This window comes from Paenibacillus xerothermodurans (assembly GCF_002220865.2).
GTDB classification, from domain to species: domain Bacteria; phylum Bacillota; class Bacilli; order Paenibacillales; family NBRC-103111; genus Paenibacillus_S; species Paenibacillus_S xerothermodurans.
In genome coordinates this window covers 194,928-220,409 of the sequence record NZ_NHRJ02000002.1, presented here as the reverse complement: position 1 = coordinate 220,409, position 25,482 = coordinate 194,928, and the positions used below count along the sequence as shown (strand labels likewise).

The 25,482-nt window shown below is 51.9% G+C and carries 21 protein-coding genes and 1 pseudogene; 18 read left to right on the top strand and 4 right to left on the bottom strand.

Annotation, left to right across the window (positions count from 1 at the left end):
- The first annotated feature begins 599 nt into the window (after positions 1 to 599).
- From CBW46_RS04640 to CBW46_RS04630, 3 genes are all read left to right on the top strand, one after another.
- A complete protein-coding gene (locus CBW46_RS04640) occupies positions 600 to 1,817 on the top strand; it encodes an MFS transporter (protein WP_089198851.1) in 1,218 nt (405 codons plus the stop codon).
- A 125-nt stretch (positions 1,818 to 1,942) separates the two neighbouring features.
- Positions 1,943 to 3,319, top strand: a complete 1,377-nt coding sequence (locus CBW46_RS04635) for an Ig-like domain-containing protein (protein ID WP_089198850.1) — start codon at positions 1,943 to 1,945, stop codon at positions 3,317 to 3,319.
- A gap of 283 nt (positions 3,320 to 3,602) precedes the next feature.
- Positions 3,603 to 3,986, top strand: a complete 384-nt coding sequence (locus CBW46_RS04630) for a VOC family protein (RefSeq protein ID WP_089198849.1) — start codon at positions 3,603 to 3,605, stop codon at positions 3,984 to 3,986.
- Here CBW46_RS04630 and CBW46_RS04625 read toward each other — a convergent pair whose 3' ends face one another.
- A complete protein-coding gene (locus tag CBW46_RS04625; protein ID WP_089198848.1) occupies positions 3,987 to 4,859 on the bottom strand; it encodes a helix-turn-helix transcriptional regulator in 873 nt (290 codons plus the stop codon).
- 155 nt (positions 4,860 to 5,014) lie between these two features.
- On the opposite strand from CBW46_RS04625, the gene CBW46_RS04620 reads away from it, so the two are divergent.
- Both CBW46_RS04620 and CBW46_RS04615 read left to right on the top strand, forming a co-directional pair.
- Positions 5,015 to 6,382, top strand: a complete 1,368-nt coding sequence (locus CBW46_RS04620; protein WP_089198847.1) for an MATE family efflux transporter — start codon at positions 5,015 to 5,017, stop codon at positions 6,380 to 6,382.
- A 258-nt stretch (positions 6,383 to 6,640) separates the two neighbouring features.
- Positions 6,641 to 8,338, top strand: coding sequence for a polysaccharide lyase 6 family protein (locus tag CBW46_RS04615; RefSeq protein WP_089198846.1), 1,698 nt, complete (start codon positions 6,641 to 6,643; stop codon positions 8,336 to 8,338).
- Positions 8,339 to 8,515: 177 nt separating this feature from the next.
- Here CBW46_RS04615 and CBW46_RS04610 read toward each other — a convergent pair whose 3' ends face one another.
- Positions 8,516 to 9,442: an AraC family transcriptional regulator gene (locus tag CBW46_RS04610; protein ID WP_165842195.1), complete on the bottom strand. Its 927-nt coding sequence runs from the start codon at positions 9,440 to 9,442 to the stop codon at positions 8,516 to 8,518.
- Positions 9,443 to 9,688: 246 nt separating this feature from the next.
- On the opposite strand from CBW46_RS04610, the gene CBW46_RS04605 reads away from it, so the two are divergent.
- The 3 genes and pseudogenes from CBW46_RS04605 to CBW46_RS04595 all read left to right on the top strand — a co-directional run.
- Positions 9,689 to 10,225, top strand: a complete 537-nt coding sequence (locus CBW46_RS04605) for an NfeD family membrane protein (RefSeq protein WP_341538167.1) — start codon at positions 9,689 to 9,691, stop codon at positions 10,223 to 10,225.
- 46 nt (positions 10,226 to 10,271) lie between these two features.
- Positions 10,272 to 11,789, top strand: a complete 1,518-nt coding sequence (locus CBW46_RS04600) for a flotillin family protein (protein ID WP_089198844.1) — start codon at positions 10,272 to 10,274, stop codon at positions 11,787 to 11,789.
- 227 nt (positions 11,790 to 12,016) lie between these two features.
- A pseudogene (locus tag CBW46_RS04595) lies at positions 12,017 to 12,281 on the top strand (transposase zinc-binding domain-containing protein); the annotation flags it as partial.
- Between the two features lie 273 nt (positions 12,282 to 12,554).
- Here the strand turns inward: CBW46_RS04595 and CBW46_RS04585 are convergent.
- Both CBW46_RS04585 and CBW46_RS04580 read right to left on the bottom strand, forming a co-directional pair.
- Positions 12,555 to 13,718, bottom strand: a complete 1,164-nt coding sequence (locus tag CBW46_RS04585; protein ID WP_089198843.1) for an epoxide hydrolase family protein — start codon at positions 13,716 to 13,718, stop codon at positions 12,555 to 12,557.
- 41 nt (positions 13,719 to 13,759) lie between these two features.
- A complete protein-coding gene (locus CBW46_RS04580) occupies positions 13,760 to 14,203 on the bottom strand; it encodes a MarR family winged helix-turn-helix transcriptional regulator (protein ID WP_089198842.1) in 444 nt (147 codons plus the stop codon).
- A 377-nt stretch (positions 14,204 to 14,580) separates the two neighbouring features.
- On the opposite strand from CBW46_RS04580, the gene CBW46_RS04575 reads away from it, so the two are divergent.
- The 10 genes from CBW46_RS04575 (at position 14,581) to CBW46_RS04535 (ending at position 25,347) form a co-directional block, all read left to right on the top strand.
- A complete protein-coding gene (locus tag CBW46_RS04575) occupies positions 14,581 to 15,435 on the top strand; it encodes a hypothetical protein (RefSeq protein ID WP_089198841.1) in 855 nt (284 codons plus the stop codon).
- Between the two features lie 158 nt (positions 15,436 to 15,593).
- Positions 15,594 to 16,097, top strand: coding sequence for a PIG-L family deacetylase (locus CBW46_RS04570; protein ID WP_165842194.1), 504 nt, complete (start codon positions 15,594 to 15,596; stop codon positions 16,095 to 16,097).
- Positions 16,098 to 16,246: 149 nt separating this feature from the next.
- Entirely contained in the window at positions 16,247 to 16,423 is a 177-nt protein-coding gene (locus CBW46_RS21190) for a hypothetical protein (protein WP_165842193.1), read from the top strand.
- Between the two features lie 187 nt (positions 16,424 to 16,610).
- Positions 16,611 to 16,889, top strand: coding sequence for a hypothetical protein (locus CBW46_RS04565; protein WP_089198839.1), 279 nt, complete (start codon positions 16,611 to 16,613; stop codon positions 16,887 to 16,889).
- A 365-nt stretch (positions 16,890 to 17,254) separates the two neighbouring features.
- Entirely contained in the window at positions 17,255 to 19,003 is a 1,749-nt protein-coding gene (locus CBW46_RS04560; protein ID WP_089198838.1) for an ABC transporter ATP-binding protein, read from the top strand.
- Between the two features lie 102 nt (positions 19,004 to 19,105).
- Positions 19,106 to 21,232 carry an ABC transporter ATP-binding protein gene (locus CBW46_RS04555; RefSeq protein WP_089198837.1) on the top strand — a complete coding sequence of 709 codons (2,127 nt, stop codon included), beginning with the start codon at positions 19,106 to 19,108 and terminating at the stop codon, positions 21,230 to 21,232.
- Between the two features lie 160 nt (positions 21,233 to 21,392).
- Positions 21,393 to 22,070 (top strand): ribose-5-phosphate isomerase RpiA, encoded by a 678-nt coding sequence (rpiA, locus tag CBW46_RS04550; protein WP_089198836.1) that lies wholly within the window; start codon positions 21,393 to 21,395, stop codon positions 22,068 to 22,070.
- A 37-nt stretch (positions 22,071 to 22,107) separates the two neighbouring features.
- Positions 22,108 to 23,292 (top strand): MalY/PatB family protein, encoded by a 1,185-nt coding sequence (locus CBW46_RS04545; protein ID WP_089198835.1) that lies wholly within the window; start codon positions 22,108 to 22,110, stop codon positions 23,290 to 23,292.
- A gap of 180 nt (positions 23,293 to 23,472) precedes the next feature.
- On the top strand, positions 23,473 to 24,642 hold the full coding sequence (locus tag CBW46_RS04540; RefSeq protein WP_341538166.1) for an alpha-hydroxy-acid oxidizing protein: 1,170 nt from the start codon (positions 23,473 to 23,475) through the stop codon (positions 24,640 to 24,642).
- 228 nt (positions 24,643 to 24,870) lie between these two features.
- Positions 24,871 to 25,347, top strand: a complete 477-nt coding sequence (locus CBW46_RS04535; RefSeq protein WP_089198834.1) for a hypothetical protein — start codon at positions 24,871 to 24,873, stop codon at positions 25,345 to 25,347.
- The last annotated feature ends 135 nt before the right edge of the window (positions 25,348 to 25,482 follow it).

Below are 25,482 nucleotides of genomic sequence, written 5' to 3'. Positions count from 1 at the left end.
GTATTATGTTTCGACAAAATTTGAAATAGAGGAGTGAGTAGGGGCGTACGATCTGAATACTCAACGTGCTAAAAGAACCACGAAATAAAAAACACCTAAGATGTGCAGACACCGGCGATAAAGGGAGTGAGCTCCATACGGCGATGTATATGTACAAAGGTGAAGGAATGATCGGAGCAAACGCGAATCTGATGTTCCAGGGTGGCCAGTTTGAATCCAAAGCACAAATGGGCTTGTTGTAAATTACGAGTATGGTATGATCGAGATAGGGAGAGTGAGCGGACATGACTAACGAAGGATTACTGCAGCAGATCGCTTCTAAGATGGACGGGTTGCGTGATGAAGTGAAAGGCATCAACGCACGGTTCGAAAGACGGTTCGACAGAATGGACAATAAAAAATAACATAGAGAACACGAGCATATAACTTCCGCACGAATATTCAACCCCTCTGCAATTCACCAAACGAATTTATCGCTACCGGTGTAGACCCTTTTCATCGCGATCAAGCGGGCTTGTCTCGTTGTGCGATTCGTCATACTACGGCCTGTGGTTGCGGTCATTATACATATAAAGCTGATCTGTTAGGGAGTTGAGCGTTTGAAACAGTTGGAGTTGCTGCAGAATCCGAAACACCGGAAATTGCTTGTCAGTGCCGGCTTAAGCTGGTTGTTCGATGCCATGGATGTCGGCATTATTTCATTCATCGTGGCGTCGCTCGCGGTTGAATGGCAGTTGTCACCTCAGCAAGTGGGAATATTCACAAGCATCAATTCGATAGGGATGGTCTTTGGTGCAGCCATCGCCGGGTATATGGCCGACCGATTCGGCCGTGCGCCGGTGCTCGTTTGGACGCTTCTCGTTTTCTCTGTGGCAAGCGGTTTATCTGCGCTAGCGACCAGCTTTGTCGTGCTGTGCGTGCTGCGTTTTGTGGCGGGCGTCGGATTGGGCGGCGAACTTCCGGTTGCCTCAACACTCGTATCCGAAAGCATGCCGGTGAAAGATCGGGGAAGAGCCGTGGTGCTGTTGGAGAGCTTTTGGGCAGGCGGATGGCTGGCAGCCGCATTAATTGCTTACTTCGTCATCCCGCGTTACGGCTGGCAGGCGGCTTTTGTTATCGGCGCGCTGCCCGCGTTGTATGCATTCTACTTGCGGCGCACTATCTCTGATCCTCCACGATTCAGCAGCAACCGGGCCGCCCGTGCGATCAGCTATAGGGAACGGTTTCTTGCCGTGTGGGCTGCAAAATACCGCAGTTCCACTATTATGCTGTGGGTGCTATGGTTTACCGTTGTGTTCTCTTATTACGGTATGTTTTTATGGCTTCCGACGGTGATGGTGTTAAAAGGGTTCGATTTGGTCAAAGGTTTCCAATACGTGTTGATTATGACGCTGGCGCAGCTGCCCGGTTATTTCACGGCCGCATATTTTATCGAGCGGTTCGGCCGCAAATTTGTCATCATCACTTACCTCGTTCTGACGGCGGTCAGCGCGCTTTGGTTCGGCAGTGCGAACTCCGAGGGGATGCTGATTGCGGCAGGTATTTGCTTATCCTTCTTTAATCTTGGAGCGTGGGGAGGTTTATACGCCTATACTCCGGAGCTATATCCCACCGCCGTGCGGTCCACGGGAGTTGGCTTAGCGGCCTCGTTCGGGCGTGTGGGCGGTGTGGTCGCACCGTTCCTTGTGGGCACTCTGGTTACGGCCGGAGTGGGGATACAGGGCATTTTTATCATGTTTTTCGTTGCGATACTGATCGGTGCACTAGCTGTGTTTGTGCTTGGTAAAGAGACAAAAGGACAGGAGCTGTTGGGGTAATCCTGCAACTCGTCTCACATTATTTGTCATTTTTTTCGCACGACGTTCTTTAACCAGCTTCTTACAGCGAATACTGTAAATAGGCAGTAGTCAGGCCCAAGTTCTAATAACATAAGGAGGAGCCGATGAACAAACAACTATGGAAAAAGCGGTGGCTGGCGGGTGCACTGACCTTTGCCTTAACCACAGGGTGGAGCGCGGGATCCGCCGCAGCAGCCGTTGCTGTGCCGCATGTGGAGTGGGAAAAGACGTACGACCACGTGCCGGGTGAGGCGCAAAGTACGGAGGACGGAGGGTATATTATGATCGGAGAGCCGCAGTTTACCCATCCCGATTCCTTCGTCAAAACTGACGCCGGTGGAAAGGTTGAATGGGCGAAGCCGATGCACGGCCATACCATTGCGGCAACCCAAGATGGAGGCTACATTACAGGCGAAGGCGGCGGTACCAAAGTCGATCCAACATTCACCGTGCGGAAAACGGATGCGGTCGGGACGGTGCAATGGACCTCCACGCTCAAAGGCAATGTCATCAAATATATGACACAGATCCGGCAGACGCGCGACGGAGGATTTATTTTCATAGGGTATGACAGCGTGGTCAAGTTAGATCAAAGCGGCCAAGTGGCATGGCGCAAGGCTTCGGACGACTTTTACAACCTCGAGTCCGTTGAACAAACAGCGGACGGAGGATATGTTTTGGGAAGCGGCAACTCTAACGGATTACATCTGTGGAAATTGGACGAGATGGGCAATATCACGTGGACGCGGAGTTATCTGGCATCAGGTAAGGGTAATGCTCTGACGGGCGCCGGACATGCTGCGCAAACACCGGATGGAGGTTACGCTATAGCAGGTAACAAGGACGGACAGTTTGTGCTCATCAAAACCGACGCCACCGGCCGGTCACAATGGTCCAAGACCTATGGCACCGAGCGGGATGAATACATTGCCTCGCTTCGTGTGACCCGGGACGGCGGGTACCTGCTCGGTGGATACGCTCTTACCCGCAAACTTAATTATAGACAAATGTATGAAAATGTTGTCATTCAAACAGACAGCGCCGGCAGAGAGTTGTGGTCGCGTGTCATGGACGATGGCAACGCCCAGACAGAGACTATGATGGAGCAAGCCTTTCCGACTCCGGACGGCGGAGTAGCCGTGTATGGAAGGAAAACGACCTACTCGCCCCAGGGTGCGTATCAGCAGAGCTCCGCTCAGCTGATCAAGCTATCGCCCGGCTCACCGTCACCTGCAGCCGGCTTACGGTTGGATTCGGAAGAGTACAGTGTAATTGTAGGCGGGCAGTTGGACACCGTGGTGACAGCAACTTACGGAGGCCAAAAACGAGATGTCACGAAATACACCCAGTTTAAGGTGGACAATGGGGACATCGTATCAGTGGATGCCGCCGGGAATATCACCGGGTTGAAATACGGCCAAACCGTACTAACGGCTACCTACAACAACTTGGAGGCTAGAGCGACCGTGTATGTCTATTAAAAGCGGCGGTCTATGTGTGAATGATTTAGGTATCCCCCCGACGAGGGTCGGGTTTTTTTTGCTGTGGAGCGCTTTCGGGACTGTGTAGATAAATCATTACCCGGCGCTGCAAGGCGTTGTACTTTTGGCGTATCGCCCTGTTAACGAAACACCGAGCCCTGGCCCGAGCCATCGGTTGTGCTCGTTACTTCCGGTAACCCGAGGCAGCCAAAACATTTTCCCATAACGGCTCGTCATTATGTATAATTTGCAAGTAACGAATTTCCGAGAGGGGATGTCAACGATGATCGAGTTTCAGCATCTGCATCATGTCAGTCTCGCGGTGAGGGATTTGGCAACGGCGAGGAAATTTTACGAGGAAGTGCTGCAATTGCAGCAGATTGAACGTCCGCCGTTAAAATCCAAAGGCACGTGGTACGCCATAGGCAGCCAGCATCTTCATCTGCTGGAGAATCCGAATGGCGAAGCCTTGCGCGAAAGCGGCATAGATACGATTGACGGCCACTTCGCCATCTGGGTGAAAAGTCACAGCGAAACGGTCCAGTATCTAGAAAAGTCTGGAGTGCCCTATGAGGCACGACCGAATAGCGTCGTGGGCTTCACCCAGATTTACATCCTGGACCCGGATAATAATATTATCGAGTTCGATGCCCCCTATGACTCATAGCTATTCCAGCATGAATCGGAACCGTTTCCTGTAGTCCCTGGGCGAAATTTTCTCATATTTGGTGAAGCTAGAGCTGAAATAGGAGGGCTGCTGAAAGCCGACCTGCTCGGCGATACGGGCCACGGGCAAATCTGTCTGGAGAAGCAGAAGCTTGGCTTGCTCCAGACGATACTGCATCAAGTACTCAAACGGTGAACATCCGAACTCCTTTTGCATGCATCGGGCAATGTACACGGGATGAAAATTTAAGCTCTCCCCAAGCATTTTCGCACTAATGTCTTCTTTGTAATGCATTCTTAGATAGGATGCCGCCTGGTCAGCCACCCTAACGCCGGGTGCGGTGGCATGCACGTCGAGCGAAGCGCTAAGCAGCTCGAGGATCTCTTGAAAGATCAGCTGCTGTCTCCAGCGTACTTCGTTGCTGTATGAGGTTTGTCTCACTTGCAGCAGCTGATGAAGCTTTTCGTAGCAGCTGGACGGCTGTAGAAACCTCACAAATTGGGGGATCAATAATGTAAAGGTTTCCATTGTTAAAGTATTTGTGGTTGACACCGGCTCCGGGCGGGCAGCGCTCTCATCCGCCTGCCCCCATTTACCCAGCGTGTTAAAATGCAGCCAATAGTGTCCCGTTTCAACAGCGCATGCCTCAGCCGGATAGTGATGACGGTCAGGACGAAGAATTAACGCATGACCTGCCGAAACCTCGTACCGCCGGTCTTCCTCACCGATGTACAAGCAGCCGTGCGTTACGATCAGCAGATCGAACACGCCGATGTTTTTCCGGTTTAAGTGTTGTTGTCCCGGTTCAAATACCGCGAACCCGCCGGCGATAAAGTGGGGCAGCGGGGGAGCGTTAAACTGCAGTATGGACAAGTGTTATCACCTCGGCTATCCGAAGTTGGAATAGTGAAAGTTTTGGTTCAAATAATGAACACATCCATCCCAGTATAGCGGTTATACTGTGGAATGACCAGCTCGAAAGAACTGAGATCGATAAGGCACCAGCGGGGAGCGGGAGGCGTTTTTGCATGCAGAGGAATGACCGGAAGATGTCGCTGTGGATGCTGGCATGGCCGATTTTTCTGGAAATGTTTTTACAGTTTTTGCTTGGCACGGCAGACACATTGATGGTGAGCCGTATCTCGGATGATTCAGTCGCAGTGATCGGTATTTCAACGCAGCTGTTTGCTGCCGTCAATATTTTGTTTATGGCGGTTGCCAGCGGAACAGGGATCCTGGTTGCCCAGCGTTTAGGCGCCGGCAAAGAAGAAGATGCGCGGTTGATCAGTATTATCGGCTCGAAGCTCTGCATAGGGATTGGGCTGGCGCTCAGTTTTGGGCTGTACTTCGGCGCAGGCGCCATCGCCGGCTGGCTGCAGCTGCCTCCGGAGCTGCAGCCGCTCGGGCAAACTTATATCTCCATAGTCGGCCTGGGGATGGTGTTTATGGCGGCGATGACGGCTTTGAGTACCGTGATACGCAACACAGGCAACACGCGCAGTCCCATGTATATTGCCATTGGCATGAACCTTGTCCATGTGGCGCTGAACTATATAGTGATCTACGGCGCGTTCGGCGTACCTCAATGGGGCCTGGCTGGAATCGCGTGGTCTACTACGATCAGCCGTGTGTTGGCGGTTGTCGCCTTGCTGTTCGTTTATCGTTATTCCTTCCGGCAGCGCATTGAGTGGAGCGACATCCGATTATTCAATCGGCCGTTGTTCAAGGAGACGTTGAAACTAAGCTGGCCGCTCGGCATCAGCATGTCATCGTGGTGCTTTACTCAGCTGCTGATTTTTGCTTTTATAGCTATGCTCGGAGCGAGGGAACTCAGTGCTCGGACATACCTGAATACAATGGAATCGTTTTGTTTTTTGACCGGGTATTCCATCGCATTGGCAGGACAGATTCGAATTGCCCATCTATTCGGCTCGGGCGATGAGACGGCCGCTTATCGAAGTGCCTACCGTGTAATGTGGATAGGGCTGATGTTTGTTCAGGCGAACGCATTGCTGCTCTGTTTATTCGGCAGGGAGGCGATAATGCTGTTCACCGACGATACGGAGATTGTGGCGATGGGAGTCGCGATGCTGGGGCTGAACCTGCTTTTGCAGCCGGCGAAGATGCTCAATATGGCGATAGGCAACGCCCTTGTAGCGGTAGGGGAGACGCGCTTTTTTATGTACACCGGTTTAGGCTCGATGTGGATTGTTGCTGCTGGACTCTCGTATTATTTAAGCATTCACCTCGGGTGGGGATTATACGGTGTCTATGCGGCCATGATTGCAGATGAATTGCTCCGCGGAGTGCTGGTTTTATTGCGGTGGAGATCCAAAAAATTTATGACCGAATCCAAAGTGCGGGTGGAGTCAAGAGCGACGGTTTCGATGCCGTAATCATGCGGGGACAAGCAGGAGGGACAGGGACACAGCCTGTCCTTTTTTATTTTGCAGTGGGGTACACCTCAATTGTAGATTGGTTCAGGCATGCACAGCGCTGGATGGTTAATTTTTGACAAGGATCAGGATAACAATTGTCATGCGGTGGCGGTTTATTCTTAGTGTGCTGGCGATCGCGCTGCACCTTGTGGCGGCATTTCGCCTTACCGCGCGATTAGCGCGCAACCACCATTCCAAAAAGGGAGGAAGCCACAGATGCAAAAAAATGAGTCACGCAAAGGTCAACGCAAAATGGCAGCGCTTACTATCGCCACTAGTCTTGTCACGGTACCCTTAAGCGCTGGTTCTGGCCACGCAGCGGCACAGCGGCCGCACGAGTTGGAAACGTCCGTATTCTCCGAATCCGCCAGGGCCGAGACCCGTGCCTACGGCAGCAAGCCACGAGGCAGGGCCACCCAAGTTGAACGAGTCGCGAACATGACTGAGCTGGCGGCAGCGATGGGCAGGATACAGCCGGGCGGAGTAATTGAGATGGCGGATGGCGTGTGGAAAGATGCGGAGATTGTCTTTCGGGCGGAGGCCACAGCGGATCGACCTGTTACGCTGTGCGCTAAAACGCCGGGCAAAGTCATCTTGGAGGGCAATTCCAAGCTGAGCGTGCAAAGCCCGCATCTGATCGTGGACGGTCTGCACTTCAAGCAGAGCACGCCCACGAACACAGGTGTCGTCATCTCGCTGAATTCCGACTACGGCCGGCTAACAAACACGGCCATTGACAACTACAATCCGCCAAACACCAACACCAGATACCAGTGGGTTTACATTAACGGGGATTATAACACGGTAGACAACAATTATTTTGCAGGCAAAAACCACAGCGGCCCGCTTCTTGCCCAGCACCGCGACTCCAAGCATAACACAGTGGCGCGCAATCATTTTAAGGACATTCCTTTCCACAACGAGAATGGCCGTGAAATTGTCCAGGTTGTCGGGTACGGGGATAATGAGGAGTTGGGGAGCGACGGGGCGTTCATGACCATCGAATACAATTTGTTCGAGCACGCTGACGGTGAGGGCGCCGAAATCATATCGCTCAAATCGAACCATAACCTCGTCCGGTATAACACTTTCCGCGGTTCGAGAGGAGGGATAGTCGGCCGCAGCGGTAACAATAACACGATCCAAGGTAATTTTATTTTAGGGGAGAAAATAGAAGGTACCTCAGGGATCCGAGTATCAGGTCAAAACCACACGGTCATTCAAAACTACGTCGCGGACACAACCGGAATCGGGCTAACGCTGACATCAGGGGAATATTATGTTGATGCTGATGGTAAGCCCGGATACTTGACACCCAGCTATGAGCCCATCTTTCGTCCCAATACCCCATATGGACTTGTGCCGACCTACGGGCAAGTGAAGAACGGGTTATTCGCATTCAACACATTCGTGAACAACGGCAGCGAGGACATTCATATCGGTTATTGGTACAAAAACCATTGGCCTAGGAAGCAACTCGTCCTGCTCCCGGAAAATAACAAGATCCAATATAATCTGAGCTACAAAGCGCCTGGGAGTGTGCCCTCTGTAACGAATTCCGTATACGCTCCGCCGCAGGACCGCATGCCGCCGCTTGACGTATTTGAGTTCCAGCCAAATCACTACAAAGGCAATGCTGTGATAGGCGGACAGGTCGCCCTGCATACGAATCAGGGTACGCAAGGTTTTCAGATACTTAACAGCAAGATGCGCAAATTGGACAATGGAATACACGAGTTAGCGCCGGGGCAGATGGACATCAACGCAGGCCGCCGCCATTTCCAAACGGACCATGATCAGAAGTTGCGCTCCCGCGGCGTTTGGCTGGATCCGGGCGGCGATGGCTCGGCGATCCGCGCGCTGCTGAACCGGCCATTGACAGGGGCGGATGTTGGGCCAAACTGGATGCCTTGATTTTTCGTTAATAAAAAGAGAACTTCCCGTGCCAATAAGCAGCACATACCGCGGTCAGAGCGGCTACCAGCGAAGCTACCGGTGAGCTGGCAAATCCCGCGATATGTCACAGTGGTGCGGGATGTTTTTTGTGCGTCAGCGGCTGCGCCTGTCGTCTATGGATCCTGGTGATGTCGTCTATCCGCTTGGTTGGGTGTGTTCGCAGGGTGCACCTTGCCACCGGTTCGCGGCCGGCGTATCCCGTAATGCCATAGTATCTGTCCGTTCGGCTTGTGCTCCGGCGTGCAATCTGCGGTAATCGGTCGGTGTGAGCGCGGTGGCCTGTTTAAACATTTTTGCAAAGGGAATCGGCTTCATACCGATGATGTCCGCGATTTTTCCCACGGACCATTTTGAATTTTCAAGCAGCCATTGCCCTTTTTCCAGCCTCATTTGAGTGATGTACCGGTGGGGAGAAACATGGAAAATGGACTTGAAGTACCGGATAAAATAGTTAGGACTGTAATGAAACGCCGCCGCCAATTGTTCCAGGGATAGAGGCCCGGCGAGATGTTCTTCAATGTAACTGTGAATTCGATAGCGCTGAGCGGCGGTCACCACCGGGTTCAATCTCACTGGGCGGGCGCGCTCTATCAGATAGATAATGAGATCGGATAAGCAATTGTGTATTTTCAATAGGGCTGTGATATCTTCAGCTTCCTGCTTGGCGCTGAGCAGCCGGTCGAATAAGTCCCGTAAATCATTCCCTTCACTTTCTAGAACCTCGATGTAAGGTGGGAATTCGAGCATTTGGAACATTTGCATATGACCGATTTTGGCCGAAAAATGACACCAGAACTTGACCAGTTTCTCACCGCGAATTGAGCGGTAAGAGAGTGGAAATCCAGCGGGAATCACAACCAGATGTCCTCCTGAAGCCACAAATTCCCTTCCGGCGGCTTTGATGCTGCACTTTCCTTCCACAACATAATACAGCCTATTATAGGTTGGCACGAACTCCGTTCTTCCCCAGCCTTGTGATACTTGACCAAAGCCTGCGAGCACCAGCTTTAAATGCAGGTCTTCGAAAACACTTTTTGCGACTTGCAGGTTATTTGTCCGCATAATACCAGCCCCCCTTATCAAGCTAGTGTTTTTTGACCGCTGCGAAGGTTGCACAAGCCTCATGTAAAACCATAGTAGTACAAACTCATCCAGAAGATAAAGTGCTTTCTGGTCTTGGATCGGATGACATGCATCGGCGGTTCGAGGAAAAATTATCCTTAAAAACGGAAATAATTAGAAACTTTTGCTCTTTTTAGAGCGTATAGGTTACGTACAGTTACGTTTCTTTGATTGAGGAGGTCGCCAATGATGCTCACACTGTATTGGGCATTGCTTATTACTGGAGTGCTGTTCGCCATCGTCAGTGTTCTGTTCGGCGATTTGCTAAGCAGCGCACTGGATGGTCCGCTGGATTTTTTGTGGGGCGATCATTTGCACGCCTTGCAGCCGACGGTTGTGCTCAGCGGCCTTACGGCATGCGGCGGCGCGGGGATTCTGCTCACCCGTTACACCTGGTGGGGGAGCGCGGCAATTCTCATCACAGCTATCACATGTGCCGTTGCAGCTTCCATACTGGTCTATTTATTCTGTGTGAAACCCATGCAAAACAGCGAGAATTCGGTGGCTTATTCGATGCAGGATTTGGTAGGAAGGGCCGCTGAAGTGTCTGTTCCCATACCGGCGGAAGGCTATGGAGAGGTAGTAATGCGCGTTGGCGCGGGAAACACCAACCACATCGCAGCGAGTTATGACAAAGTGGATATCGGGGCGGGCACGAAAGTGGTCACCGTCGAAGTGATTGACGGAACGCTTTTCGTCACCTGCTTAGATACAGAGGTGTAGCAGCAGCCGCACCTTCAACATCATACAAAAAAAGGAGGCATGGCAAATGCCGGAAGCGTTAGTAGTTCCCGCTATTGTGGTGGGTGTCATTATTGTATTGGGGTTGGCTTTTTGGGCGAGGTACAAAACGGTCAGTCCCGACGAAGCAATGATTGTCACCGGGTCATTCTTGGGTGCACGCAATGTCATGACGGATGAATCGGGACGCAGAATCAAAATCGTGCGCGGAGGAGGAGCGTTCATCCTTCCGATTTTTCAACAATCGCAGTTTTTATCTCTACTCTCTCATAAGCTCGACGTTTCCACACCGGAGGTGTACACGGAGCAAGGGGTGCCTGTCATGGCCGATGGCGTGGCGATTATTAAGATCGGTGGTTCGGTGGAAGATATTGCGACCGCAGCCGAACAGTTCATGGGTAAACCGACCGAGGCGTTGCAAGGAGAGGCTCAAGAAGTATTAGAGGGTCATCTGCGCGCTATCCTCGGTTCGATGACGGTGGAGGAGGTGTACCGCAACCGCGATAAGTTCGCGCAGGAGGTACAAGGGGTCGCAGCCAAGGATTTGAAGAAAATGGGGCTCCAGATCGTATCGTTCACGATCAAGGATTTGCGCGACAAGCATGGATATCTGGATGCGCTCGGCAAGCCCCGGATTGCCGCGGTGAAGCGCGATGCGGATATAGCGGAGGCACAAGCGCTGCGGGATGCCCGTATCCAGAAAGCACAAGCGGAGGAAGAAGGGCAGAAAGCGGAGCTGCTGCGGGACACAAACATCGCTGAAGCTGACAAGGATAAGGAGCTGAAAATAGCTTCCTTTAAGAAAGAACAAGATCAGGCCAGAGCGGAAGCGGATCAGTCCTATCATATCCAAGAGGCCCGCTCGAAGCAAAGTGTCGTTGAGGAGCAAATGAAAGTCGAGCTCGTGCGCAAAGAGCGCGAAATTGATCTGGAGGCGAAGGAAATCCTTCGCCGCGAGAAGCAGTATGACGCCGAAGTCAAAAAGAAGGCGGACGCAGACCGTTACGCTGTCGAGCAAGCTGCGGAGGCCGATAAGGCGAAGCGGCTTCGCGAAGCGGACGCGATGCAGTACCGCATCGAGGCGGAAGCCAAAGCCATGGCCGAGCAGAAGCGCCTTGAAGGCTTGGCGGTGGCGGACGCGGAGCGTGCGAAGGGTACTGCCGAGGCGGAGGTCATCCGCCTGCGCGGTTTGGCGGAAGCGGAAGCGAAGCAGAAGCTGGCAGAGGCGTTCGAGAAGTTCGGTGAGGCCGCAGTGTTAGACATCATCGTGAAGATGCTGCCTGAGCTAGCGGGCAAGGTCGCGGAGCCGATCAGGTCGATTGATAAGCTGACTGTCGTCGACACCGGCCACGGCGAAGGAGCAGCCCGTGTCAGCAACTATGTCACATCACTGATGGCAACGGCGCCGGAGATGTTGAAAGACGTAAGCGGCATCGATCTGGATAAGCTGGTGAAAGGATTTGCGGAACGCAGCAAAATGAAGACCAACGTGCCAGCCGCCCAGCCGGCAAACACTTCGAATCCTGCGCTGACAACCGAAGTGTAGTTAAGGTGCCTGCGCATACCCCGCGAATGCTCGGACGGAGGGCTGGTTTATCATAAGTGCATCTGACTGCTCACGCGAGCGCCCTCCTAACTTCCCATATAACGTCCATCCGGCTATTGTACCGGCAATTCGTGCCTAGCAGAATGTCCGCTAGGTTTTTTTTGTCATAATAGAAGGTATAAGTTTTGGGGAGCCTTAGGGTTTACCTTTTTTTGGTAAATAAGAGTATGGAGACGAATATCTTACGACAAATATTTTTTGATGAGCACCAACATTGGGAAGCATTCGTGAAGAAGCATGGGAAGAACATACGAGCGGTAGTAGTGAAAGAAGTAGAAAGGTTCAAGAATTGCAGAAATCCTAAGAAGGGATTCAAATTATTAGTCTGTGAAGGCTGTCATGACATGAAAGTGATTCCGTATCGATGCAAGCCGGTTTTGTACAACATGCTCATGCGGTGAGACCGAGGAATGGAGTCGAGTGTTGACGGAACTGAATCGTATCTCTGAAATATCCAGATCTCCAAGTTCCTTAAAAAGAATCCTAGTTGCAATGCGTATGCCTTCAACGTATTTGGGCTAAAGCCCTGGATCCGCTTTTCAAATTCATACGCCTGCCATAGTTCACTCACAGCATCTAATTTCTAGTTTGCTCTTATAGGAGGCTTGTAAGCTCTTCCTTTGAACTAGCGTTATCCGATACTTGAATAAAACGTTACACTACGACACTGTTGCTACCCTATTCAATGTTATACTTACAACCATCTCAGCGGAACCTCCGGAAGAATGTCCGCAGATCTCTGACGATCAGATCCGGTGCCTCAATTGCGGGGAAGTGTCCTCCACGTTCGAACTCGGTCCAGTGTACGATTTTGTACTTGCGCTCCGCGAGGCGGCGTACCGGTAGCACAAGATCATGTGGGAAGACGGCCACCCCTACTGGCACAGGGCAAGGCATTTGTTGGCCCCTATACGCGGCAGACTCATAGTAGAGCCGAGCTGATGATCCAGCAGTGCCCGTGAGCCAGTAAATCATCACATTGGTGAGAAGCCGATCGATCTCGATCCGACATGCTGGATCAATCCATTCGTTGAACTTTTCTGCGATCCAGGCCAGTTGTCCAACGGGTGAGTCGGTTAGTCCGTAGGCTAGAGTCTGTGGGCGAGAGGCCTGGATCTTCATGTAGCCAGCGGGTTCGGCTAGATAGAGCTCAAGCCTGGCCAGTCTAGCCTTATCCTCCTCGGATAGGTTGCCAACATCACCCGCAGGGATGGTTGGAAGATAATTTACGTGTACACCAATGACGTGCTCAGGGTCCACCCCGCCCAGCTCGCGAGAAATTGCCGAACCCCAGTCGCCACCCTGCGCGCCGTACGCCACATAACCCAACCGTTTCATCAGCACGCTCCATGCAAAGGCAATTCGGCGTACGTTCCAGCCAGCCTCACGGGTGGTGCCGGAAAAACCGTACCCAGGGATGGACGGGATCACTAGGTGGAAGGCGTCGGTCGAATTTCCCCCGTTGGCACGTGGATCGGTCAGCGGACCGATCACGTCAAGGAATTCTACAATAGACCCCGGCCAGCCGTGGGTGAGGATAAGAGGCGTTGCGTTCTTTTCGGGTGAACGCACGTGTAAGAAATGTACATTTGCACCGTCGATCGTTGTGGTGAATTGTGGAAATTGATTCAACTGAGCTTCGTACTTGCGCCAATCATATGAGGTTCGCCAATACTCTGTCAACTCCTTCAAATGCTCCCTCGGTACACCATAGCGCCAGCCTGCGTCGGGCAACTCATCGGGCCAGCGGGTACCGGCTAGGCGATTTCGCAGACCGTCGAGTTCATTTTGGGGGATCTCTATGCGGAACGGCCGTATAGACGGATCCGATTGATCAACGGTACTACCGCCTTTATTTGAATTGTCCATGGAAAGCCTCCTTTTAGTTTCTCCAACCACCGCATGTATCGTTATTCATCACCTTTGGTTTTGGCCAAAGCGTTCGCCGACATTCGTTTTATTTTTTTGATCATGTCGTCTGTTTCTTCTCTTGTGAATCCGGCTGATATCGTTTGGGTCCAATTTCCCAGCTTGCTTTTAATAAAATTTCGCATCTCTAATCCTTTGGTCGTCAACCTGACCAGATAAGCTCTGCCGTCTAATGGATCGCGTGTTCTTTGAACGTAACCGAGGTCTTCTAGCCGACTGATAGCGCGTGTTGTAGCGGCTTTATTAACGAATAGGTTAGAGGACAGCGTCTCTTGCGAAACACTGTCTTTTTCATAAAGGTTGACCAGAAAGACATATTCAGACGAATTAATATCATACTCCCTGAGCTCCCGGTTCAGATAAATTTGAAATTGCCGATGCAGCACTGAAATCCACTTGGCGATGCTTTGCATTTCTTCCGGCATCTGCACACTCCCTCACCATTAATTTACAAGTCGACTATAAAGAAAATATAACGAACAACGGTTGATATGTCAACTAATAAGGCGCAATCAACTACTCATTTGTGTGGTTATCATGTTTATATTCGCTTGGATGTCGGTGCGTAAAAATGCTTTTGCTTCTTCGTTTCCTGACAATTGCAGAAAAATCGGCTTGTCCTCGTTACTTGCGATCACCGTAGATAAAAAATACCGGTACCTGTTAGGAAGGGGCATGTCTTTGTGCTGCGGCAATATTCATTTTTGTGCTTGCTCGATTCGCTGAAAATTGGCGGGGGTTATTTGTCATGCAAGACAGGGTATCGTTTGTTCCCGAGGCAACATTCTCTTGAGGTTTTTTTGTGCGCGCGGTACGCTTAATTTATTCTAATAAGGCAGGTGACTGGGCGCTGGGCGGAACATTGATTATTAAGCTTATCATCTCCGTGTTCATTATCGTAGGCCTGGCGGAGATATCAAAGAGGACAAGTCCGCAGGTAGGCGGAATTATTGCGGGATTACCGCTCGGCACCGGGCTGTCGATTTATTTTATCTCGTATGAGCAGGGTGTCGGCTTTGCCGTGGCCGGGATGCCATGGGGCATCGCAGGACTCGCGGCTTCTCTCATATGCTGTTTAACTTATCTAATTACTGCCAGGGGCGCTGCTCGCGGCAGCAGGGTCCTTGCGATTGGCTATCCCACGGCAGCCAGTATAGCCGTATTTGCCGGCGCCGGCGCCATTTTATTTTCGTTGGAGATGAATGTCCTACATTCGACAGCTGCGTTCGCGGCTGTGTTTGTGCTTAATTTGTTCATTGTCAATAAACTGGTGAACACTCAGCCGCACCTGAGCAAATCTGTCAGTAGCATACTGGAGCTCGTAATGCGAGGTATCATCGTAGGTTTGATTCTTTTGTTTATCACCAGCATTGCCGCTGTCGTCGGGAGCAAGTGGGCCGGCATTTTCAGTTCGTTTCCATCCACGCTTTTTCCATTAATTTTGCTGCTGCACTATGAGCATGGTAAAGATTTGTTTCCACATGTAATCCGCGGCTTTTCCTACAGTGTGAGCACGCTGCTTGTGTTTTATCTGGCTTACTTGCATCTCGTGCCTGCGTATGGTCTCAATGTTGGTTTTTTGCTCGTGTATGCTGTTTGCGCTCTATATTTGTGTTCGCTGCGCCTTTTGGCGGCTTCGTATAAGCGGGCACAGTAGGGTTTGCCCAATCATCGGCTAAGCGGGCGCAATAGGGGTTTGCCCAATCATTGGCGAATTGAGCGTAATATGATAGCAAGGGACCATCGATTGATGGCCAGAGACCGGCGGCGCAGATGAGCAGCCTGGGCGCAGCCCACGTGGGTGAAGGAGGGCTTATGTACACGAAGCTAATGATAGTCGCCCATCCGGATGACGAGAGTATATTCGGCGGCACACAGCTGCTGCAAAGCAAAGGCTGGAAGGTCATATGCGTCACTAACGGTTACAATCCGGTGCGAAGGAAAGAATTCGCCAAGGCCATGGCTAAGGCGGGCGCCCTGTTTGAAATTTGGAAATATCGAGACCGGCGGCATGGCGGTTTTGACTGTGCGCGGCTGACAGTGGATTTAAAACAGGCCATTTCCCGCAAAACAGTGGCAAAGGTGGTCACTCATAATTTAAATGGCGAGTATGGTCATAACCAGCACAAAGTTTTGTCTAAGCTGGTGCACACGCTGGTCGCTAAAAATTTGTACGTGTTTGATCCCGCGGGCAGACGGCTAGACAAGCGCTTGTTAACGCAGAAAAAAACGTTGTTGGCGATGTACACGAGCCAAAAATTCAATTTGCGAAAGTTTACTTACTACGTGGAACACGAGGGCTTGAAAAGGGTGAAATAAGAGCTCCGGCGTGCCGGCCAACTCTGCCCCGGCCCGAGGCCAGGTTTTTTTCGATGGCACCAGCACAGTTAAACAGCCCCAAGCGGCGTATAATTTTCCGGTATCCACGTCACAATAACGCTAGACTTTTCTATTGGGAGGTGCCCAACATGGCTGAAAACAACCAAAACCAGAATCAAGATCAAAACGGAATGCTAGAGAATACGACCAATGCGGTGCAGCAGAGCGTGGAATCCGTGACAAACAACTTTAAGAAGGTCGCGCAGAACATGACTGGCAACAGCGAGAATGCTCAGCAAAACCAGCAGACCGGATCCCAACAATAGCTGTCTCGATAGCTGACAGAGACCAGGCCAACCCACGCAGTGCAATTGTGTGGGTTTTTTGGCAAGTGACCAGCCAAAAAAGGCGCTGAAGCAGGAAAAATAGTCAATTTTGGCCGTTGCGGGGCTGGATGACGGGATAAATTATGGTAAAATGGCATGAAGACGTTCAGGAGGGAGGAGCGATACAATGAGTGGGAAGGTTAATGAGCAGGAGCTGGTCGACTACATAGTAAGCCGGACGAATGCCGATCCCGAGAGTATTCAGCTGGTTTTGAAACACGCTGAGTCGTTCATAAACAACGCAACGGCCGACGCTAAGGGTGAAGTAGACATCGACAGTGATGAGCTGGTGGATTATGTGTTAGCGCGGCCGGATGTGAAATTGGACGAGCTGACCGTTGAGACGATCTTGGAATCCGAAATGGATTATTTGATGGAAAAGGGACTAGCCGGATACATCGACTAGGATGCAGCTTTTTTTCGGCAGCGGCTTATGCGCAGTTTGCTTGGAGAAAAGAAGCGGTCCACGACGCGCAATGCAAATGGTCCTAATTGTTCCAAATAGGTTTCATGACGATTGCATACGCACATTTATACCCCTACTAAACAACCTTACTCCGATGCAGAAGTAAGGTTTTTTATTTCTACGTGTAAAACCTACATGACCGCGCAAGCCCACAGCGAGAGACTTCCCGTGCTGAATGCCAAGGAGCCCCTGGTAAAACCGGCCAAGTTTTTTTAAACGCGTTTTTTCCCTTTTTGCCGCATAAACCATGAGTTAACATTGCAACTAGTTAATGTAAGCTGCTTCGGAGAGGAGAGAACAACTGTATGCTTGCAGTGCTAGGAAAGTTAGGCTGGTTTTTTCAATTGGAATGGAAGCGCTACACCATCGCGATTTCTCTGCTTATAATAGCTGGCGTGATTGAGATCATGCCTCCCAAAATCGTAGGGGATATGATGGACAGGATACAGCAAGGCACGCTGAGCTGGGAATTGGTCACAGAAACTCTGCTCCTGATCGGGGGGCTGACCGTCGTCATTTATGTCATAACGTACATTTGGATGTATCGGTTATTTGGCGGCGCGTTCGTGGTGGAACGGCTGCTGCGGTCCAGCCTGATGCGGCATTTTCTTGCAATGACGCCTGGGTTCTATGAAAAACACCGGACGGGTGACCTGATGGCGCGGGCGACCAATGATCTAAAGGATGTCGCGATGACCGCCGGCTTGGGGATTTTGACGCTGGTGGATTCAACTGTGTGGGTATTGACGTTAATTACCGTTATGTCGGTTCTCATATCGTGGAAATTGACCCTGGCCGCCGTTGTTCCGCTTCCAATTCTGGCTGTCACCGTACAATTGTACGGAAAATGGATGCACCAGCGGTTTAAACTAGCCCAGGACGCTTTCGGCCGTATGAATGACGGCGTTCTGGAAACGGTCTCAGGCACCCGTGTAATCCGTGCATTCGTGCAGGAGCGGGCGGCGGAGCGGGATTTTCGTGCGGTGACGTCCGATGTGCTTAACAAGAATATCTCCGTCGCCAGGATCGACGCGCTCTTCGAGCCCACCATTAAAATCGTGGTTGCCGCCAGCTACCTCATCGGTCTCGGCTATGGCGCTTATCTTGTGTTCCACAGTGAGTTGACCGTCGGCGCTCTAGTCACTTTCAACGTCTATCTCGGGATGTTGATTTGGCCGATGTTTGCCATTGGCGAGCTGATCAACATCATGCAGCGCGGCAACGCGTCATTAGATCGGGTCAACGAGATATTATCAAGTCCTGCTGACATACAGGAATCGGCACATCCAATCCGGCTTGATCAGCCGGGCGACATCCACTTCGATAAGGTTACGTTCCGGTACCCTGCTTCGGAGGCATATAATCTCAGCTGTTTAACGCTCAGTCTGCAACGCGGCGGTACGCTCGGCATCGTAGGCCGCACGGGCAGCGGAAAAACGACACTGATCAAACAGCTGCTCCGGGAGTACCCGATGGGTGACGGCCAAATTCATATCTCCGGGGAGCGGCTCACAGAGATAGCTTTGGATGATTTGAAAGGATGGATCGGCTACGTGCCGCAAACTCCTTTCTTATTCTCCGGGACGATACGGGAAAATATTCTATTCGCCGCAGGCGATACTTCATCAGGGGAATTGGCCAGAGCATTACAGTTGTCTGCGTTCGAAAAAGATTTGCAGTTCTTGCCGAAAGGGCTGGAGACGGTGGTAGGCGAGAAAGGCGTGGCGCTGTCGGGCGGGCAAAAGCAGCGCATATCCATCGCCCGGGCGTTGGTGACCGACCCGCAAATTTTGATCCTGGATGATGCCTTATCCGCGGTGGACGCTAGAACAGAGGCTGAAATCATCTCCAACATAAGGTCATCCCGACAAGGTAAAACGACACTGATCGCCACGCACCGCCTGTCGGCTGTGCAGCACGCTGATCATATTATCGTTCTGGACGGCGGTCGAGTGATTGAGGAAGGTGCACACGAGACGCTGTTGAAGCTCGGCGGCTGGTACCGCGCGCAGTGGGAGCGCCAGCAGGCGGCAGGTGTGCGGGAGCTGTGCTGAACCCGCAAGCGCGCCTAATCTCAAGCTCTCTTAGTCAGCGACATGACTAAACAATCGAACAAGACAGCGGTATTTCTGATAGGCAGTCGAGGGGGGACGACAATGAGCGAGGATTTGGAAATGGAGATCGACCGCGACGAAGTGCGGCGGGCCCGGCCGGGCCGGAAGCTGTTTCAATATGCAATGCTGTATTGGAAGACGATCCTAGCCGCGCTGCTCATGCTGGCTGTGGCGATCGGCACGGAGCTAAGCGGTCCGTTTATCGCCAAGCGTATCATCGATGAACACATAGCCGGCATCCAGAGACCATGGTACCAGGTGCAGAGTGCCGGTCCACATAGCGTGCCGTACGCTGGCGCTTTTTGGAGTCGGGAAGACCGGGTGCCGATGAGCGACCGGCAGGGCCAAGCGAGGGTGCTGCAGATCGGCCGCGACTTCTTTTTCGTGCCTGGTGGTATCCGCGAGGACGGTCCGCGCTCCGTGTCTGTGGGCCAGGATGGAGAAGCTGTGATCACCATAGCTGCAGCCGATAATACCGCCCAGTATAGTGCGAGGCGACTCACGGCCGACCAACTGTTTGCTTTTTACAAACCGGAAATTGCAGCGATAGTGGACCTGTCTCTGATTTACTTGGCCCTGTTGGCAGTGTCGGCATTGTTCAGCTACGGACAGCGCTATTGGCTGCAGGCATCGGCGAATAGAATTATCCAGAAAATGAGGGATGACGTCTTCTCGCATATTAACCGTCTTCCTATCCGCTATTTCGATAATTTGCCTGCAGGCAAAGTGGTTTCGAGGATAACGAACGACACCGAGGCGATTAAGGATCTGTATGTGACGGTGCTGGCTAACTTTTTTTCAGGTGCGCTGTATATGCTAGCCATTCTCGGAGCCATGTTGTTGCTTGATGTGCGATTGGCGCTTATGTGTGCGTTGATCATCCCGGTGCTCGCCGTATGGATAGTGATTTATCGAAAATTCGCTGCGCATTACAACCGGGTAATCCGGACAACGCTCTCTGATATGAATGCGATGATCAACGAATCCATTCAGGGCATGCCGATTATCCAGGCTTTTCGCCGGGAGCAGAAACAGCAAGATGAGTTTGAACGATTCAATCTGCGCTATTTCAATTTTCGCAACAAAATGCTGCATCTTAACTCTCTCACTTCGCACAACCTGGTCGGCGTCTTCAGAAACATCGCGTTTGTCGCAATGATTTGGTATTTTTCGGGCGTCTCTCTCGATATCATAGCCGGCGGGATTTCGCTGGGCGTACTGTATGCCTTTGTTGATCTGTTGAACCGGATGTTCCAGCCGATCGTGAACATTGTGAATCAGCTGCCGAATATGGAGCAGGCATTTGTCAGCGCGGAGCGCGTGTTTGTGCTGATGGGGGAGGAGGGAGAAGAGGTATCCGGCGAAACCATGCCGCGCTACGCAGGGAATGTTAAGTTCGACAATGTGTGGTTTTCTTATACAGCGGGCGAGCCTGTGTTAAAAGGCATTTCATTCGAAGCAAGACAGGGCCAGACGGTAGCACTTGTCGGACATACCGGGTCGGGGAAAAGCTCGATTCTTAATTTGCTCTTTCGATTCTACGATATAGATTCCGGCGCGATTACAATTGACGGGGTGGAGACTCGAGCGATACCGCGGCAGACGCTGCGCCAACACATGGGCATTGTGCTGCAGGACCCGTTCCTTTTTACAGGCACCATTGCCTCGAACATATCGCTCAACCACCCCGGGATCTCACGTGAACGGATAGAGAAAGCATTGCGGGACGTAGGTGGGGATCGCGCTCTGGCGCACCTGCCCGGCGGCATCGATGAACCGGTGCTTGAAAAAGGAAGCACATTGTCCGCCGGCCAACGGCAATTGATTTCGTTTGCCCGTGCGCTAGCCTTTGACCCGGCGATTCTTATTCTGGATGAAGCGACCTCGAACATCGACACGGAGACCGAAGCGGTTATACAAGACGCATTGGACGTTGTGAAGAAGGGCAGAACAACGTTCGTTATTGCACATAGACTGTCCACTATTAAGAGTGCCGACCTGATACTAGTTCTGCACCACGGCGAGATTGCGGAACGCGGTACCCACGATGAGCTCATAGCTGCAGGCGGCTTGTACTATCAAATGTATGAGCTCCACCGGGGAAAAGAAGCGAATCCCGCCGCGTCGGCATCAAGCGTGCGTGGGGCGTCAACCGCCGGCGCGCTGTAGCAGCCCCGGCGCGCTGCCGGCAACGCAGGTGCGCGAACAGCCAGCTTTCGCGGACCGATTAGGCAGCGCTAATAAAGGCAATACGTTACTGTCCATTGGCAATGTATCCGCCCCATGTTGTAAAATGGTGACTAACATTCTGCTAAGGGAAGGATGACCTATGGACAGCAAACGGTTGGCCGGAGAAGCCGCGGTGAACTATGTGGAGGACGGAATGCTGCTAGGCTTGGGGACGGGCTCCACCGTTTACTGGAGTCTGCAGAAGATTGGAGAATTGGTGCAAAGCGGGCTGCGCATACGAGGTGCTCCCACATCGGCGGAAACCGAAAAAATCGCTCGGCAGTTGGGCATTCCATTGATTGCCCTGTCGGAAGTGAGCGAATTGGATTTAACCATCGACGGCGCGGATGAAGTCAACCCGGACTTTCAGCTGATCAAAGGTGGCGGCGGCGCACTATTGCGCGAAAAAATGGCAGCCTCGATCTCGCGCCGTTTCATCGTCGTCGTCGACAACAGCAAATATGTGCCCGCTCTCGGACAGTTCCCGCTGCCTGTGGAGGTGGTCCCGTTCGGTTGGCAGATCACCCGCCGCCAGATCAGCGGATTCGGTTGTGAGCCCGTGCTTCGCCAGGTGCATGGCAGCCCCTTTGTAACAGATAATGGAAACTATATTCTTGACTGCCAGTTTGCAGCGCTGGAAGCACCCGAGGAACTGCATAGGCAGTTGAACTTGATACCCGGGGTCGTGGAAAACGGTCTGTTTGTCAACATGGCCGACATGGTCATTATAGGCGCCAGTGACGGATCTATTGAAACTAAAGTCAACACCGGGGTTTAATGGTATAATCTTAAAAACGAAATTGAGGTGATTTATCGTGGCATTTAATTTTGATGAGTTGATTGACAGGCGGAATACGCGCTCTTATAAATGGGACCAAGGCCAGCAGCTGTTTGGTGCACCTGATGTGCTCCCTATGTGGGTGGCAGACATGGATTTTCCCAGTCCGCCTGCAGTCCGTGAAATACTGAAAAGGCGTGCCGACCTGGGCGTGTATGGTTACGCGATCCACACCGACAGCTACTTTGATGCGATTGTGGATTGGTTCCGGCAGCGCCATAACTGGGAAATACAGCCAAGTTGGATCACAGACTCGCCTAGCATCGTCACATCACTGAGTTTGGCGGTGGAGCTGTTCAGCGAGCCCGGCGCACCGGTGGTCATTCAGTCACCCGTGTATTATCCGTTCTACGACGTAATTGAAAGCAATGGCCGGGTGGTAGCAAAAAATCCGCTGTTGCTTCGCAACGGACGCTTTGAGATGGATTACGAGCATTTGGAATCGTTGTTCAAATCCGGAGCGAGGCTGCTGCTGCTCTGCAGTCCCCACAATCCGGGCGGGCGTGTTTGGGACCGCGACGAGCTGATTCGGCTAGGCGAGCTCTGCCTGCGGTATGAGGTGACCGTCATATCCGATGAGATTCATTGCGACTTAACGTTCCCGGGACATCGGCACGTTCCTTTCGCGTCACTTTCCCCGGAGATTGCGAATGTAACGGTCACTTGCCTTGCAGCTACAAAAACTTTCAATTTACCGGGACTGCATACATCATTTATCGTAGCATCCAACGCGAGCTTAAAGCGCAAAATCGAACGCCGGCTGAAAACGCTAAGTCTGCACATGGCTCAGCATTTCGCACAGGATGCGGTTGAGGCCGCGTACAGGGAAGGTGCGGATTGGCTGGATGAAATGCTGGAGTATGTCAAAGGGAACCTTGATTACGGGATCGATTATTTACAGGCACATTTGCCGCAAGTCAAGCCGCTCAGGCCGGAAGGCACGTACTTGCTGTGGGTGGACTGCCGGGGACTTGGCTTGGACATCCAGGGGTTGAAAGAGCTGATGTTCCATGATGCGAAAGTGGCGTTCAGCGAAGGTTCTGTTTTTGGCACGGAAGGCGAGGGCTGGCTGCGCATTAATTTGGCCTGCCCAAGATCTATCGTGGAGCAAGGGCTGCGGCAGTTTTGCGATGCTGCCAAGAGGAAGCTGGCACGCGCTTGATAAATAAATAATACGTTATTGCGCACTCTTCAATCATGTTGACTGCAACCCGTCGGATGGACGAAGCTTGGACAAGCGGACCATTCGGTTTTTTTGTTTGCAGCAGGCGAATGAAACGGTGCAACATACGGTAAGCTATCCAAAGGTAACCGCTGAACAAAAGAAGGAGTGACAATAGCCTTGGTTAAGCTGGACAGCGAACGCATTCAGATGAACTACTACGAAAAGTCGGACTTGGCTATCCGGCATCTGCCCGTGGCATTCCATGAATGGGAAGAGAAAGCCAGGCATATACTCGCAGCCGGTCCGTTCGGCTATGTGCATGGCGGCGCGGGGGCAGGAGACACGATGCTTGCGAACCGGAAGGCATTCGATAAGTACCGTATCCGGCCGCGTATTTGCTGCGATATTTCTACGCGCGATTTAACAATCGAAATTTTCGGCCGGAAATTCCCGGTGCCTTTTTTGCTGGCGCCTATTGGCGTGAACTCCATATTGCACCCCGAAGGCGAAATCATCCCGGCGAAGGTATGCGCTGATGCCGGAGTGCCGTACGTGCTGAGCAATGTCTCGTCACGTTCGATGGAAGAAGTGGCTGACGTGATGAAAGATGCCGTACGCTGGTTCCAGCTGTATCCGCCCAAAGATCTCGAGCTGACTCGAAGCTTTCTGGATCGGGCGAAGAAGGCGGGTTATTCGGCGATCGTCGTTACTGTAGACTCCACGATGTTGGGCTGGCGGGAGACGGACCTGAGAAATGCATATCTCCCTTTTCTGGAAGGGCATGGTATGGGGAACTATTTCTCGGATCCCGTGTTTCGGTCGAAGCTCGAACAACCACCTGAGAAGGACAAAAAAACCGCAGTACTCAAGGCGCTGTCCGAGGGCAATAATACCTGTTTCACGTGGGAACACTTTGCGGAAATACGTAAACTGACGGATCTGCCACTGCTGCTCAAGGGAATGACACATCCGCATGATGCCCGTTTGGCCATTGAACATGGAGCGAATGGGATTATTGTTTCCAATCACGGCGGGAGACAGCTCGACGGTGCGATTGCCACTTTGGAGGCACTGCCTGAAATTGTGGACGCGGTAGGCGGGGATGTTCCAATCGTGATGGACAGCGGCATCCGACGTGGAGCAGACATCCTGAAGGCTTTGGCACTCGGGGCTACGGCGGTGCTGGTTGGGCGTCCTTACGCATACGCCTTAGCTGCTGCCGGCCATATAGGTGTGAAATCAGTCATAGAAAACCTGGTCGCGGAAACGGAGTTTCAGTTAGCCATCTCAGGAAGATCCTCGCTGCAGCAGATCGATTCCTCATTGTTGACAGAGATTGAAGTATAAGAAGCTGGGCAGCTTAGGCGCACATCGTCACGTCAACTCTGGCGGTGTGTTTTTTTATGGTGCAAACGGCCTCATGTCGCCCTCTCAACGGCTAGTCCTGCGTGCTAAGGGGCGGAAAGTCTTCCTGCAGCGCAGTCTTCGCGGAACCCGAAATCAGGCGCGCCGCGTCGTCCCTTTTAACATGTCAAGGCATAAACTGGTAAGCAAAAGTAGAAGGAGAGCTGCGAGTTGAAGTACACCGTGCAATATGTACCTATTAGTAAGATTATGCCCGGGCCTGTTGGAAAACTAACCAAGCGCACGCACGAATTACGCAAAGCGGCACAGGATTGTATGCATTTGTTGATCGTGCGTAAAAACAAGAAAAACAAAGGTTACATTATTGTAAGCGGACACAACCATTATGAGTACCTCAAAAGGCATACCAGAAATAAGCTAGTTCCCTGTCTCGTGGACGGAAATAAACTGTTATTGACTTTATCTACGCTGGTGTCTAGATTGCAGCTGCCAATGCTGCCCAATGACGCGCGGGATATGATACCAACCGGCAGCAGTTGGACGATCATCAAATCCTTCTTGAAGCAGGAGCCCCGGTTTAGACGCCTCTCCCGCCGCCAACAAATAAGAGTGCTTCGGCTGGGCTTACAGTATAAGAGCACCACGCTATCGGCAATGAGAGCCAAGGTGGATGATTTACTGCGGTAGCCGGTGTCATTCCGGCGAAACTGCGGGTGTGAATAGACTGCTGAGCCCTATATGGGGAAAAGGTGTAATCTCACTTTGGCGCAACATACACACCTACATATGAATATGAGGGGTATTACAGGTTTATCAACCCAA